Origin of the sequence: Solihabitans fulvus (assembly GCF_008386585.1) — a bacterium.
GTDB classification, from domain to species: Bacteria; Actinomycetota; Actinomycetes; order Mycobacteriales; family Pseudonocardiaceae; genus Solihabitans; species Solihabitans fulvus.
Map to the genome: position 1 here is coordinate 18,418 of NZ_VUOB01000034.1, position 13,505 is coordinate 31,922.

Annotated in this window: 14 protein-coding genes; 12 read left to right on the plus strand and 2 right to left on the minus strand. The window is 71.4% G+C overall.

The window, feature by feature from the left end; all coding sequences use genetic code 11:
• Positions 1-24 precede the first annotated feature (24 nt).
• The 5 genes from F0L68_RS19720 to F0L68_RS19740 all read left to right on the plus strand — a co-directional run bounded on the left by F0L68_RS19720 (position 25) and on the right by F0L68_RS19740 (position 5,188).
• Positions 25-414, plus strand: coding sequence for a YraN family protein (locus F0L68_RS19720; RefSeq protein ID WP_149851089.1), 390 nt, complete (start codon positions 25-27; stop codon positions 412-414).
• Positions 414-1,928 carry a YifB family Mg chelatase-like AAA ATPase gene (locus F0L68_RS19725; protein WP_149851090.1) on the plus strand — a complete coding sequence of 505 codons (1,515 nt, stop codon included), beginning with the start codon at positions 414-416 and terminating at the stop codon, positions 1,926-1,928. Before F0L68_RS19720 ends, F0L68_RS19725 begins: the two co-directional genes overlap by 1 nt.
• A gap of 97 nt (positions 1,929-2,025) precedes the next feature.
• Positions 2,026-3,192 carry a DNA-processing protein DprA gene (gene dprA, locus F0L68_RS19730; protein ID WP_223198953.1) on the plus strand — a complete coding sequence of 389 codons (1,167 nt, stop codon included), beginning with the start codon at positions 2,026-2,028 and terminating at the stop codon, positions 3,190-3,192.
• Between the two features lie 33 nt (positions 3,193-3,225).
• The gene (locus F0L68_RS19735; protein WP_149851092.1) at positions 3,226-4,200 is read left to right on the plus strand and encodes a tyrosine recombinase XerC; all 975 of its coding nucleotides are present in this window, start codon (positions 3,226-3,228) and stop codon (positions 4,198-4,200) included.
• Positions 4,175-5,188: a FliA/WhiG family RNA polymerase sigma factor gene (locus tag F0L68_RS19740; protein WP_188316685.1), complete on the plus strand. Its 1,014-nt coding sequence runs from the start codon at positions 4,175-4,177 to the stop codon at positions 5,186-5,188. The genes F0L68_RS19735 and F0L68_RS19740 overlap by 26 nt, the downstream gene beginning before the upstream one ends.
• Here the strand turns inward: F0L68_RS19740 and F0L68_RS19745 are convergent.
• On the minus strand, positions 5,163-5,807 hold the full coding sequence (locus F0L68_RS19745) for a M23 family metallopeptidase (RefSeq protein ID WP_149851093.1): 645 nt from the start codon (positions 5,805-5,807) through the stop codon (positions 5,163-5,165). The two genes, F0L68_RS19740 and F0L68_RS19745, sit on opposite strands and share 26 nt — an antisense overlap.
• A gap of 346 nt (positions 5,808-6,153) precedes the next feature.
• Here F0L68_RS19745 and rpsB point away from each other — a divergent pair, with 346 nt between their 5' ends.
• From rpsB to F0L68_RS19775, 6 genes are all read left to right on the plus strand, one after another.
• Entirely contained in the window at positions 6,154-7,032 is an 879-nt protein-coding gene (gene rpsB / locus F0L68_RS19750) for a 30S ribosomal protein S2 (RefSeq protein WP_149851094.1), read from the plus strand.
• A gap of 91 nt (positions 7,033-7,123) precedes the next feature.
• A complete protein-coding gene (gene tsf, locus F0L68_RS19755) occupies positions 7,124-7,939 on the plus strand; it encodes a translation elongation factor Ts (RefSeq protein WP_149851095.1) in 816 nt (271 codons plus the stop codon).
• A 115-nt stretch (positions 7,940-8,054) separates the two neighbouring features.
• Entirely contained in the window at positions 8,055-8,804 is a 750-nt protein-coding gene (pyrH, locus tag F0L68_RS19760) for a UMP kinase (protein WP_149851096.1), read from the plus strand.
• 57 nt (positions 8,805-8,861) lie between these two features.
• Positions 8,862-9,419, plus strand: a complete 558-nt coding sequence (frr, locus tag F0L68_RS19765) for a ribosome recycling factor (RefSeq protein WP_149851097.1) — start codon at positions 8,862-8,864, stop codon at positions 9,417-9,419.
• 77 nt (positions 9,420-9,496) lie between these two features.
• Positions 9,497-10,402, plus strand: a complete 906-nt coding sequence (locus F0L68_RS19770; protein WP_149851098.1) for a phosphatidate cytidylyltransferase — start codon at positions 9,497-9,499, stop codon at positions 10,400-10,402.
• Positions 10,403-10,453: 51 nt separating this feature from the next.
• Positions 10,454-11,200 carry a class I SAM-dependent methyltransferase gene (locus tag F0L68_RS19775; RefSeq protein WP_149851099.1) on the plus strand — a complete coding sequence of 249 codons (747 nt, stop codon included), beginning with the start codon at positions 10,454-10,456 and terminating at the stop codon, positions 11,198-11,200.
• 91 nt (positions 11,201-11,291) lie between these two features.
• Here the strand turns inward: F0L68_RS19775 and F0L68_RS43595 are convergent, their stop codons facing one another.
• Entirely contained in the window at positions 11,292-12,158 is an 867-nt protein-coding gene (locus tag F0L68_RS43595) for a PadR family transcriptional regulator (protein WP_223198955.1), read from the minus strand.
• A gap of 143 nt (positions 12,159-12,301) precedes the next feature.
• Between F0L68_RS43595 and rlmN the strand changes: the two genes are divergently transcribed.
• A complete protein-coding gene (gene rlmN, locus F0L68_RS19790; protein WP_149851100.1) occupies positions 12,302-13,408 on the plus strand; it encodes a dual-specificity RNA methyltransferase RlmN in 1,107 nt (368 codons plus the stop codon).
• Positions 13,409-13,505: the final 97 nt, after the last annotated feature.

Consider the following 13,505-nt stretch of genomic DNA (forward strand, 5'->3'; position numbering starts at 1 on the left):
CGACCGACGGGGAGGTGAGGAACAGTGAGCGTGGTTGCGCAGTTGGTCCCGCAACGAGACTGGGACCAGTACGAGTTCGGCCGGCAGGGCGAGTCGCTGGCCTGTCAGTACCTGGAGAGCCAGGGGCTGGTGGTGCTGTCCAGGAACTGGCGGTGCCGGGGCGGGGAGCTGGACGTGGTCGCCACCGACGGCGTCCGCGCCGTGGTGTGCGAGGTGAAGACCCGCTCGGGCCTTGACCACGGCGTCCCGGCGGAGGCGGTGACGGCCGCCAAGCTGCGCAGGATCCGGCACCTCACCGGCCTGTGGCTGTCCGCTCATCGGGTCGGCTGGTGCGAGGTCCGGATCGACGTCATCTCGGTGCTCTGGCCGCCGCACGAGCCGGCCAGGCTGGAGCATCTGCGGGGTGTCGGGTGATGGCGCTGGTACGAGCGTGGTCGGTGGCGCTGTTCGGGGTGGACGGGCTCGCCGTGGAGGTGGAGGCCGACGTCGGGCGAGGCAAACCGGTCGTGCAGCTGCTCGGCCTGCCGGACGCGGCGCTGCACGAGTCCAAGGACCGGGTGCGGGCCGCCGTCCGCAACACCGGTGAGGACTGGCCAGCGCAGCGGATCACCCTCGGGCTGTCGCCGGCGACGCTGCCCAAGAACGGCTCCGGCTACGACCTCGCCCTGGCGTGCGCCGTGCTGGCCGGCGCGCAGACGGTGCCGGCCGGGCTGCTCGACGGCACCGTGCTGATCGGCGAGCTGGCCCTGGACGGCAGGCTGCGCCCGGTGCGCGGTGTGCTGCCGGGCCTGCTGACCGCGCGCAGGGCGGGGTTGCGCCGCGCGGTGGTGCCGGTGGACAACCTGGCGGAGGCCGCCCTGGTCGACGGGATCGAGGTGTTCGGCGCGGCGTGCCTCGCCGACGTCCTCGGCTGGCTGCGCGCGGAGCCCTCCCAGCTCGTGCAGCCGTCCGCGCCGGGGCGGCCGCCGCCGGTCGAGGCGCCGGACCTCGTCGACGTGGTCGGCCAGCCGGAGGCCAGGTGGGCGCTGGAGGTCGCCGCGGCAGGGGCTCATCACCTGCTGTTGACCGGTCCGCCGGGCACGGGGAAGACGATGCTGGCCCAGCGCCTGATCGGCCTGCTCCCCGACCTGTCCGCCGACGAGGCGCTCGAGGTGACCGCGATCCACTCGGTTGCCGGGCTGCTCTCCGCCGACCATCCGTTGGTCGTGGCGCCGCCGTTCGTCGCCCCGCACCACTCCACCTCGATGGCGGCGCTGGTCGGCGGGGGCGTCGGCCTGGCGAGACCGGGCGCGATCAGCAGGGCGCACCGCGGCGTTTTGCTCCTGGACGAGGCCTGTGAGCTCAGCGCGCCCCTGTTGGAGTCGCTGCGGACCTCGCTCGAGGAGGGCGAGGTCCGGCTGGCCAGGCGGGACGGCGTCATGACCTACCCCGCGAGGTTCCAGCTCGTCCTGGCGACCAACCCGTGTCCGTGCGCGCCGCCGAGGGAGATCGACTGCTGTTGCGCACCGAACGCGCGGCGGCGCTACTTCGCGCGGTTGTCCGGCGCGTTGCTCGACCGCGTCGACCTGCGGGTGCGCATGCGGCCGCTCACCGCCATGGCCAGGGCGGATGTCGGCCAGCCCGAACCGACGTCCGTCGTGCGCGCTCGGGTCGTGGCGGCCAGGGCGCGGGCGAACGCGCGTTGGGCGGCGCACGGCTGGCGCACCAACGCCGAGGCGCCAGGGCCGGTGCTGCGCCGGGAGTACGCGCTGCCCAGGCAGGCCACCGTTCTGCTGGACCGGGGGCTGGCGTGCGGGGCGATCACCGGCCGAGGCGCCGACCGGTGCCTTCGGGTGGCCTGGACGCTCGCCGACCTCGCGGGGGCGGACCGTCCGGACGTCGACCATGTCTCCGCCGCCCTGGAGTTCCGCGAACGGAGGTCGGCATGAGCGCGACGACGTGGTCGGACCGGGCGCGGTCCGGCGCGCCCGAGCGGATGCGCGTGGGGTGGCGTGGCGCGTTGGGGTTCCGCCGGCGGAGGTCGCCGTGAGCGCGGCGACGCCGGCCGACCCGGTGCGGCTGGCTCGGGCGTACCTGGTGCGGGTGGCCGAGCCGCCCGCGGCGGCGCTGGTCGCCCTGGTGGAGCAGGACGGGCCGGTGCGGGCCGCCGAGCTGGTGCGCAGTGGCGACGCGCCCGCCGCGGTGCTGCGGGAGACCTCGGCGAGGGCGCATCTCGAACTCGCCGAGACCGACCTGCGCAACGGCGCGACGATCGGCGCGCGGCTGGTCACCCCGGAGGACGAGGAGTGGCCGGGGTGGCCGCTCGCCGGGCTGTGCGCGGCTGGGCAGCGGGGCGTCCGGATCGGCGTGGAGCCGCTTGCGCTGTGGGTGCGCGGCGTCGGCAGGTTGGACGAGCTGACCGACCGGGCGGTCGCCGTGGTCGGCTCCCGCGCGGCCAGCGGGTACGGCGAGCACGTCGCGGCGGAGTTCGGCCACGGGCTGTCCGAGGCCGGCGTCACGGTCGTCTCGGGCGCCGCCCACGGCATCGACGGCGCGGCGCACCGGGGCGCGCTGATGGCGGCCGGCAGCACCATCGCGGTGCTGGCCTGTGGCGTGGACATCGCCTATCCGGCCGGGCACGATCGGCTGCTGAGCCTGGTCGCTGACCGGGGTGCCGTGCTCAGCGAGTACCCGCCAGGCACACCGCCGGCCAGGCATCGCTTCCTCGCCAGGAACCGGCTCATCGCGGCGCTGGCCGCCGGGACGGTCGTGGTGGAGGCGGGCAGGCGCAGCGGGGCGAAGAACACCGCCGCCACGACCTGCGCCATCGGTCGCGTGCTGATGGTGGTGCCTGGGCCGGTGACCTCGGCGAGCTCGCTCGGCTGCAACGAGCTGCTGCGCGGCGGCGAGGCGATCGCGGTGAGCACCGTGCACGACGTCATCGAGACCGCCGGGCGCATCGGCGTCGATCTGGCGCCGTCGGTCGGCGACGCGGACGAGCCGATCGCCCCGCCCGGCAGCGACACCATGCGCGTGCACGAGGCGCTGAGCCGGGGTGCCGGTCGCAGCGCCGAGCTGATCGCGGTGGAGTCGGGCGTGCCGCTGCCCCGGGTCCGCGCGCTGCTGCCCGAGCTGGAGTTCGCCGGCCTCGCCAGCCGGGGCGAGTCGGGTTGGCGGCGCGCGCGGAACGAGAGTGGGCGCGGCGATGCTTGACCGGACGCCGTCGAGGGCGCAGCGTTTGGGGCTATGTCCAGCCGCCGCGGTCGAGTGGATCTCGTGCGCCTTCGTTCGGAGCTGCCTGCCGGACTGGCCGCTGTGCTTGACCAGTACGAGCGCCATCTCGCGCTGGAGCGCGGGCATTCGCCGCACACGGTCCGGGCCTATGTCGGGGACGTGGTGGCGCTGCTCGGGCATCTCGCGGCCGACGGCCCGCCGGCGCGCGGCGACCACGCGCTCGGCGCGCTCGACCTGGCGGCGCTGCGCTCCTGGCTGGCCGACCAACACGCGGCGGGCGCCGGCCGGACCACGCTGGCCCGCCGGGCCGCCTCGGCCCGCACGTTCACCGCCTGGGCGGCCAGGGCGGGCCATCTCGCCGCCGACCCGGGGCCGCGCCTCGCCGCGCCGCGTCCGCATCGGAAGCTGCCCGCAGTGCTACACAGGGAGCAGGCGGATGCCGCGATGGAGGCTGCCCAGTCGGGTGCCGCTGAGGGTGATCCGGTTGCGCTGCGTGACCAGGCCGTGGTGGAGTTGCTGTACGCCACGGGTGTTCGGGTGTCCGAGCTGTGCGGCCTCGACATCGACGACGTCGACTACTCGCGGAGGTTGGTCCGAGTACTGGGCAAGGGCAGTCGCGAACGCGCTGTTCCGTTCGGCCAGCCGGCCGAACGAGCGGTGCGCCGATGGCTGAGCGAAGGACGTCCCGCGCTGGTCACGGCGGGTTCCTTGGCCGCGTTATTCCTCGGAGCGAGGGGCGGGAGGCTGGATCCAAGGATGGCTCGGCGCATCGTGCACGACACCGTTGGCGCGGTCCCTGACGCTGCGGACATGGGGCCGCACGGACTACGCCATTCGGCCGCCACGCACCTGCTTGAAGGGGGAGCTGACCTTCGAACCGTCCAAGAACTGCTCGGTCACGCTACGCTCGCAACCACTCAGCTCTACACACACGTCACTGTCGAACGGCTGAAGGCGATCCATGACCGAACCCACCCCCGTTCCTGACGACGTCGGGGGAGGTTCCCGCACCGCGACCGTGCGCTCCGCGAAGACACCCTCCCCACGCGATGGCAACGGGCACCACCTCGACGTCGGGCACCTCGCCGGGCATCGAGGCGATGTCGGCGGCGACGCGTCCGGCGACGGCGGCGGTCGCAACGGGACCGCTGTCCCGCCCGACTCGGGTCAGCCGGCGGGAACGCACTCCTCGGACTACCGCAGCGCGGACGACGTCGAGGCTGGGATCGTCGCGCTGTGGCGTAGCTACGGCGGGTCGAGGGCGATGCCGCTGCGGGATCGGCTGGTGCTGCACTACGCGCCCCTGGTCAAGTACGTCGCCGGGCGCGTCGGCACCGGGCTGCCCTCGCACGTGGACGTCGCCGACCTGGTGCAGTCGGGCATCTTCGGGCTGGTCGACGCGATCGAGAAGTTCGAGCCGGAGCGCGGGCTGAAGTTCGAGACCTACGCCATGCAGCGGATCCGCGGGGCGATCCTGGACGACCTGCGGTCCCAGGACTGGGTGCCGCGTTCGGTGCGCAGCAGGGCGCGGGACGTCGAACGGGCGCTGGAGCGGCTGGGTGGCCGGTTGCAGCGCACGCCGACCGACAGCGAGCTCGCCACCGAACTGAAGATCACCCTCGCCGAGCTGCGCGAGCTGTACGCGCAGCTTCAGCTGACCAGCGTGGTGGCGCTCGACGAGCTGATCGCGGCGAGCCGAGGCGGCGCCTCGCTGGCCGAGATGCTGCCGGACGACCACGCCGAGGATCCCGTCGCCGCGCTCGTGGACCGGGACAGCAGGCGGCAGCTGGCCGAGTCGATCGCGCAGCTCGCCGAGCGCGACCGCGTGGTGGTCACGCTCTACTACTTCGAGAACCTGACCCTGGCCGAGATCGGCAGGGTGCTCGGCGTGACCGAGTCGCGGGTCTGCCAGCTGCACACCAGGGCCGTGCTGCGGCTGCGGACCAAGCTCATCGAACAACAGTCGGAGAGCTGATCCGCCCCTCCACGGGCAGCAGGCGGACGTGCGGCGCGGCGACCAGCCGCAGCGGGTCGAGGTAGTCGCGGCCGCGGCGCGCGCCCCAGTGCAGGCACACCCCGGCCGCTGCGGGGCCGCCGGACAGGCGGACGTCCGGCCCCTCACCCCGGCCGGGCGCGGCGCCGCAACCCTGGTGGCCCGGCCGCAGGTGGCCGATGACCTCGCCCCGGTGCACGGGCTGACCCACGACGACCGTCGGTTCGATCGGCTCGTAGGTCGTCGACAGCCCGCCGCCGTGCGCGATGGAGACCAGCGGGCGGTCGACGAGCAGGCCGGCGAACAGCGCGATCCCGTCCCCGGCGGCCAGCACCTCCTGGTCGGCCGCGCCGCCGAGGTCGACACCGCGATGACCTGGGCCGAAGGGGGTGGCCGGCGCGATGAACGGCCGGAGGACCGGGTGCGGCGCGCGCAGCGGCCACCCGAACCTCGCTTCTCGATGGAGCGGCTCAGCCCGCACGGGTGGGTCGCTCGTGATCGCCGAGGCGTGCGTCGGCGGCGCGGCGGCACAGCACAGGGCCGCGCAGCACAGGGCGGTGAGCAGGGCGGCGAGTGCGGGGGCGGGAACCGTGCGAGTCATGCCGCCACGGTGGCCGGAGCTGGCCCTGGACGCGCCCTGACCTGGCCGGGTTGTGGACAACCGGGGGCGTTGTGGACAGGTGACCGACCTCCGAGCTGCCGGTTCGGAGTTGCCCGTGGTCAGGGCGTACACTGCTAGCGCGGCTCGTGTAATCACGGGGCGACTTCGCGTGCCAGTGCAGATCCCGCCTGTGCGGGAAGCGACGTCCGGCGGTCTCCGGGTGAGAGTTCTTCACCACGAGTCCGGACGCCGGCACGGCACCAGGGCGGTTGGCCACCCGGCCTTCCGCGTCAACCGAAAAGCGCGCCCGCGTGGGCGCGCACGACACCAAGAGGTGCAACCGGCCATGGCCGTCGTCACCATGAAGCAGCTGCTCGACAGCGGCGTGCACTTCGGACACCAGACCCGTCGCTGGAACCCGAAGATGAAGCGCTACATCCTCACCGAGCGCAACGGCATCTACATCATCGACCTCCAGCAGACGCTGACCTACATTGACCGGGCTTACGAGTTCGTCAGGGAAACGGTCGCGCACGGCGGGTCGATCCTGTTCGTCGGCACGAAGAAGCAGGCGCAGGAGGCCATCGCCAACGAGGCCCTCCGCGTCGGCATGCCCTACGTGAACCAGCGCTGGCTGGGCGGCATGCTCACCAACTTCACCACCGTGCACAAGCGCCTCCAGCGTCTCAAGGAGCTGGAGTCGATGGAGCAGACCGGCGGCTTCCAGGGTCTCACCAAGAAAGAGATCCTGATGCTGACCCGTGAGAAGGACAAGCTGGAGCGCACCCTCGGTGGTATCCGCGACATGCAGAAGGTGCCTAGCGCCGTCTGGATCGTGGACACCAAGAAGGAGCACATCGCCGTCGGCGAGGCGCGCAAGCTGAACATCCCGGTCGTGGCCATCCTGGACACCAACTGCGACCCGGACGAGGTCGACTTCCCGATCCCGGGCAACGACGACGCGATCCGCTCCGCGGCGCTGCTGACCAAGGTCGTGGCCGAGGCCGCCGCCGCCGGTCTGATGGCCCGCTCCGGTGCCCGCAACGCCCCCGAGGGCGAGGACAAGCCGGAGCCGGGTGTCTCCGACGAGCCGCTGACCGAGTGGGAGAAGGAGCTGCTGACCAGCTCCACCCCCGCGGAGGCCCCGGCCGCCGAGTCCGCCGAGCAGCCCGCTGCTGAGGTCCCGGCCGCCGAGCAGGCGACCGAGCAGCCCGTCTCGTCCTGACATCACGCGCGTCGCACCCGCCGCACCGGCGGGTGCGGCGCGCGTCGAGCACTACCCGCGCGTACACCGCAGAAGGAACGGAAAACGCACGATGGCGAACTACACCACGGCCGACGTCAAGCGGCTCCGTGAGCTGACCGGCGCCGGCATGATGGACTGCAAGAAGGCGCTGGACGAGACCGACGGCGACCTGGACAAGGCCGTCGAGGTTCTCCGCATCAAGGGTGCCAAGGACGTCGGCAAGCGGGCCGAGCGCACCACCGCCAACGGCCTCGTGGCCTCCGACGGCGGCGTGATGATCGAGCTGCGCTCCGAGACGGACTTCGTCGCCAAGAACGCCGACTTCCAGGACCTGGCCAAGCGGATCGTCGAGGTGGCCAAGGCCGTCAAGGCGACCGACGTCGAGGTCCTCAAGGCCGCCGAGCTCGACGGCAAGACCGTCGACTCCGTCGTCCAGGAGCTGTCCGCCAAGATCGGCGAGAAGCTGGAGCTGGCCAAGGTCGCCGTCTTCGACGGTGCCGTCAGCACCTACCTGCACCGCCGCGCCGCCGACCTGCCGCCGGCCGTCGGCGTGCTGGTCGAGTACTCCGGCGACGGTGCCGAGGTCGCCAAGGGCGTCGCGATGCAGATCGCCGCGATGCGGCCGCGCTACGTCACCCGCGACGAGGTGCCCGAGGACCTGGTCGCCAACGAGCGTCGCATCGCCGAGGAGACCGCTCGCGAGGAGGGCAAGCCGGAGCAGGCTCTGCCCAAGATCATCGAGGGTCGGGTCAACGGCTTCTTCAAGGACGTCGTGCTCCTGGAGCAGGCCTCGGTGACCGAGTCCAAGAAGACTGTGAAGGCGATTCTCGACGAGGCCGGCGTGACCGTGACCGGTTTCGCTCGCTTCGAGGTCGGCCAGGCCTGACTGGCGTGAGAGGCGGGGTCGTCGTGCGGACTTCGAGACGCATCGACGGCCCCGCCTTCGCACGTCCGGACAACGTTCGCGTTCCGTGCGCCGCCCAGCGCAGCAAGGAGGAAGTGTGACCGAGGACAGGTCCAGCAACGGTTACCGTCGAGTGCTTCTCAAGCTCGGTGGCGAGATGTTCGGCGGCGGTGGCGTCGGCGTGGACCCCAATGTCGTGCAGACAGTCGCCAGGCAGATCGCGGACGTCGTGCGCGGTGGCGCGCAGGTCGCGGTCGTGATCGGCGGCGGCAACTTCTTCCGTGGCGCGGAGTTGCAGCAGCGCGGCATGGACCGCTCCCGCGCCGACTACATGGGCATGCTCGGCACGGTGATGAACTGCCTGGCGCTCCAGGACTTCCTCGAACGCGAGCACGGCATCGACACCAGGGTGCAGACCGCCATCACGATGGGCCAGGTCGCCGAGCCCTACATCCCCCGCCGCGCGATGCGGCACCTGGAGAAGGGCCGCGTCGTGATCTTCGGCGGCGGCGCAGGGATGCCCTACTTCTCCACCGACACCACTGCCGCCCAGCGCGCCCTGGAGATCGCGTGTGAGGTCGTGCTGATGGCCAAGGCCGTCGACGGCGTCTACACCGCGGATCCCAAGATCGACCCAACCGCCGAGATGTTCGAGCAGATCAGCCACCGCGAGGTGCTCGAGCGCGGCCTCAAGGTCGCCGACGCGACCGCCTTCAGCCTGTGCATGGACAACAACATGCCGATCATGGTGTTCAACCTGCTGACCGAGGGGAACATCGCACGCGCGGTGCGTGGTGAGAAGATCGGCACGTTGGTGAGCACTCCCGGCGGCCGTCCCTCCTTCTAGACCTCCCGGGATCCGCACCAGCGACAGGAACCCCGGCCCGCAAACCAAGGAGAAACCGTGATCGACGAGACCCTCCTCGACGCCGAGGAGAAGATGGAAAAATCGGTGTCCGTGGCGAAGGACGACCTCGCGGCGGTTCGCACCGGCCGAGCGACACCGGCCATGTTCTCCCGCATCGTCGTCGACTACTACGGTGCCTACACCCCGCTCAACCAGCTCGCCAGCATCAACATCCCCGAGGCGAGGATGGCGGTCGTCAAGCCGTACGACGTCAGCCAGCTCAACGTCATCGAGAAGGCGATCCGTGAGTCCGATCTCGGCGTCAACCCGAGCAACGACGGCACGATCATCCGCATCGTGATCCCGCAGCTCTCCGAGGAGCGCCGCAGGGAGATGGTGAAGGTCGCCAAGACCAAGGGTGAGGACGCCAAGATCACCATCCGGAACATCAGGCGCAAGGCCAAGGAAGAGCTCGACCGCCTGGTCAAGGATGGTGAGGTGGGCGAGGACGACGGCGCCCGCGGTGAGAAGGAGCTGGAGCACGTGACGCACAAGTACGTCGCGCAGGTCGACGAGCTCATGAAGCACAAGGAAGCCGAGCTGCTCGAGGTCTGAGCGCCGCCTGGCGAACCGCCCACGATCGGTGGGCGGTTCGGACGGAAGGCAGCGCACAGCGAGCGCCGAAGATCTGCATGCGGGATCCAGTGTCAGCACAAGGAGCACAGGTGTCAGCCGGCGGTCAGGAAGACGCGCCCGGTCCGTCGGCTGACGGGACGGGCGCAAGTCCGTCACGGGCCGGACGCGACCTGCGTGCGGCGATCGGAGTTGGTGTCGGCCTCGGGGCGTTGGTGCTGGCCGCCCTGCTGGTCGTGCCGAAGGTGTTCGTCGGCGTCGTCGCCGTGGCCGTGGTGATCTCGACCATCGAGCTGGCCGGCGCGCTCAAGCGCGGGGCGGGCATCGAGATCGCGCTCCCACCGGTGCTGGTCGGCGGCCAGGCGATGGTGTGGCTGTCCTGGCCGTTCGAGCGGAGCGGCCTGCTGACCGGGTTCGTGCTGACCGTGCTCGCCTGCCTGGTCTGGCGGTTCCGCGGCGGCGTCGACGGCTACCTGCGCGATGTCACCGCGTCGGTGTTCACCGCGGCGTACGTGCCGATGTTCGCGGCGTTCGCGGTGCTGCTGGTCGACCCGCACGACGGCGCGTTCCGCGTGCTGTGCTTCCTGATCGGCGTGGTGTGCTCGGACACCGGCGGGTACATCGCGGGTGTGCTGTTCGGCAAGCATCCGATGGCGCCGGCGATCAGCCCGAAGAAGTCCTGGGAGGGCTTCGGCGGCTCGCTGGTCATGGGCATGGTCGGCGGCGCGCTGTCGGTGACGCTGCTGCTGCACGGTCAGTGGTGGCAGGGCGCGCTGTTCGGCGCGGCGCTGGTGCTCAGCTCGACGGCCGGCGACCTGGTCGAGTCGCTGATCAAGCGCGATCTGGGCATCAAGGACATGGGCACGCTGCTGCCTGGGCACGGCGGGCTGATGGACCGGATGGACTCGCTGCTGCCGTCCGCCGTGGTGGCGTGGCTGCTGTTGCACCTTTTCGTGCCCGTCTAGCCAGTCGAAATCCCCACCTATAGCGGAGCGCTCCGGCCTTAGGGTCTAGGTGTGAAGGGCTTTGTCCGGGCGGCGCTCGCCGCCGTGCGTCCTGCCGATGTCGTGCCCAGCCCGAACATCTGGCACTGGCCAGAGGTCTACGAGCTGGAGAACCGGGCCCAGGACACCGGCGGCGCGATCTGGCGCGCGGTGCGCGAGCAGGCCGACTGGGCCGGCAAGGACGTCGTGGACGTCGGCTGCGGGGACGGCTTCCATCTGCCGGTGTTCGCCGGCACCGCGCGCAGCGTGGTCGGCGTCGAGCCGCATCCGCCGCTGGTGCGCAGGGCCGAACAGCGGGTCGCCGGAGTCGAGAACGTGCGGGTGCTGGCCGGCCCGGCGCAGTGGCTGCCGCTGCCCGACGAGAGCGCCGACCTGGTGCACGCCAGGACCGCCTACTTCTTCGGGCCGGGCTGCGAGCCCGGGTTACGCGAGGCCGATCGGGTGCTGCGGCCGGGCGGGACGCTCGCCGTCATCGATCTCGACCTGACCCGGCCGCCGTACGGCCCGTGGCTACGGGCGGACATCCCCGACTACGAGCCCATCGAGGTCGAGCGGTTCTTCGAGGTCAAGGGCTTCGACCTGACGCGGGTGGACACGGTGTGGCGCTTCGACAGCCGCGCCGACCTGGAGGCCGTACTGCGGATCGAGTTCTCCGTCAGGGTGGCCGAGCGCGCCATCGCGGAGACGCCCGGCCTCACCATCCCCGTCGGTTATCGCCTGCACGTGCGGCGCAAGCCGGCCGGCCTCCTGGTGCCCTAACAGGCCCTGTGCCATGGCCGCCCGCCTTGTGCCGCAGACGGACCCGCCCCGCGTCGGCGAGGGCCGGGCGCGGGGCGGGACTGTGTCGCGGTCAGTCCTCGGTGTCGGAGTCGATATCGGTGTCGGTGTCCGCGTCGATCTCGCCGAGGATGTTGTAGATCTGCCGGCGGGCGCCGTTGAGCGCCTCGACCGCGCGGGCCTTCTGGTCGCTCGTGCCGGCGTGCGCCATCTGCTGCATCGCGGCGAACAGCTGGCCCATCGAGGTGCGCAGTTGCAGCTCGATCGGGTCGACGTCGTCGTTGACCTGCTCCCACGGCGTGCTGCCGCCGAGCTTGTCGAACTCGGCCCTGCCCTCGTCGGTGAGCGAGAACAGCCGCTTGCCGCCAGCCTCCTCGCTGGTGGTGACCATGCCCTCGTCAGCGAGCAGTTGCAGCGTCGGGTAGACCGAGCCGGGGCTCGGCCGCCAGACGCCGTTGGTGCGCTTGCTGATCTCCTGGATCATCTCGTAGCCGTGCATGGACCGCTCCGCGAGCAGGGCGAGCACGGCGGCCCGGACGTTGCCGCGCCGCTGCCGGCCGCCGCCGCGTCCGTGGCCGTGGCCTCGGCTGTGCTCGCGTCGCCCACGGGAACCGGGTGCGTCGGGCATGCCCGGCCATGGCGGGGGCGGGGGAGGCGGGCCGAAGTTCGGGCCGAACGGCCCCTGCGGCGGGAACGGCTGGCCGAAGCCCGCGCTGTGCGGCGCGAAGCCGTGACCGAAGCCGTGCGCGAAGTGGTGGCCGGCGTGGTCGCCGAAGACGTGGTCGCTGAAGGCGGGGCCGGCCCCGAACGGCACGTGCTGGTCGCCGTGGCCGTGGTGCCGGCGGCCGCGCTCCCGACCGTGCTGGTCGTGGCGCCGGTGGCCGCGCTCGCCGTCGTGGTGGTCGCGCGGGTCGAACCCTGGTGGGGTGATGGAACGCATCGTGTGCTCCCTCGGTGGTTGTCGGTTGGAACGAGTTAACGATATATCGCTGATGTATCGCGATGCAACGGCCAATTGGGTTGAGGCGTATCACAGGCGTCGAGACGGCGGCCCTCGCGACTCGTGGGACACTGGTAGGTGCTATGACCTCCCTCCCTCTCGTCTTCGACGCGCCCCGGCGTGGCCTGCCGCCGAAGCACCTCGCCGACCTGTCCGCCGAGCAGCGCCGCGACGCCGTCGAGTCGCTCGGCGAGAAGCCCTTCCGCGCGAAGCAGCTCTCGCACCACTACTTCGGCCGGCTGACCGCTGACCCGGCCGCGATGACCGACATTCCGGCGGAGACGCGGGAACGGCTGGTCAGCGAGCTGTTGCCGCCGCTGCTCACCAAGATTCGGCACGTCGAGTGCGACGACGGCACGACCCGCAAGACGCTGTGGAAGGCGCACGACGGCACGCTGCTGGAGAGCGTGCTCATGCGCTATCCCGACCGCGCGACCGTGTGCATCTCCAGCCAGGCCGGCTGCGGCATGGCCTGCCCGTTCTGCGCCACCGGCCAGGGCGGTCTCCAGCGCAACCTGTCCACGGCGGAGATCGTCGACCAGGTGCGCACCGCCGCCGCGGCCATGCGCGACGGCGAGCTGCCCGGCGGCCCCGGCCGGCTGTCCAACATCGTGTTCATGGGCATGGGTGAGCCGCTGGCGAACTACAAGCGCGTGATCGACGCCGTGCATCGGATCTGCGATCCGGCCCCGGATGGTCTTGGGATCTCGCAGCGGTCGGTGACGGTGTCGACGGTCGGGTTGGTGCCGGCGATCAGGAAGATGACCGAGGAGGGCTTGCACGTTCGGTTGGCGGTGTCGCTACACACCCCGGACGACGAGCTGCGGGACACGTTGGTGCCGGTGAACACGCGGTGGAAGGTCTCCGAGGTGTTGGAGGCGGCGCGTGGGTACGCGGACAAGACGGGTCGGCGGGTGTCGATCGAGTATGCGTTGATTCGCGACATCAACGACCAGCCGTGGCGGGCCGATTTGCTCGGCAAGCTGCTGCACCGGCACCTCGGTCCGTTGGTGCACGTGAACGTGATTCCGTTGAACCCGACGCCGGGTAGTAAGTGGGATGCGTCGCCGAAGCCGGTGGAGCGGGAGTTCGTGCGGCGGGTGAACGAGGCCGGTGTGCCGTGCACGGTGCGGGACACGCGTGGTCAGGAGATCGCTGCCGCCTGCGTGCAGTTCGTCGCTGAGGGATAGCCCGCTCCATTCCTGCTACTGGTGCCCTCGACGTACGACGTTGATCACGCCGTCCAGGTCGTCTCCTTCGTAGACAAGGCATCCGGCCATGAGCCCC

Bases quoted from the DNA above. Each gene is read 5' to 3' on its own strand.
- tsf (WP_149851095.1), top strand. From the start codon at position 7,124: ATGGCGAACTACACCACGGCCGACGTCAAGCGGCTCCGTGAGCTGACC.
- F0L68_RS19740 (WP_188316685.1), top strand. From the start codon at position 4,175: ATGACCGAACCCACCCCCGTTCCTGACGACGTCGGGGGAGGTTCCCGC.
- F0L68_RS19725 (WP_149851090.1), top strand. From the start codon at position 414: ATGGCGCTGGTACGAGCGTGGTCGGTGGCGCTGTTCGGGGTGGACGGG.
- rpsB (WP_149851094.1), top strand. From the start codon at position 6,154: ATGGCCGTCGTCACCATGAAGCAGCTGCTCGACAGCGGCGTGCACTTC.
- rlmN (WP_149851100.1), top strand. From the start codon at position 12,302: ATGACCTCCCTCCCTCTCGTCTTCGACGCGCCCCGGCGTGGCCTGCCG.
- F0L68_RS19735 (WP_149851092.1), top strand. From the start codon at position 3,226: ATGTCCAGCCGCCGCGGTCGAGTGGATCTCGTGCGCCTTCGTTCGGAG.
- F0L68_RS43595 (WP_223198955.1), bottom strand. From the start codon at position 12,158: ATGCGTTCCATCACCCCACCAGGGTTCGACCCGCGCGACCACCACGAC.
- F0L68_RS19745 (WP_149851093.1), bottom strand. From the start codon at position 5,807: ATGACTCGCACGGTTCCCGCCCCCGCACTCGCCGCCCTGCTCACCGCC.
- F0L68_RS19770 (WP_149851098.1), top strand. From the start codon at position 9,497: ATGCGGGATCCAGTGTCAGCACAAGGAGCACAGGTGTCAGCCGGCGGT.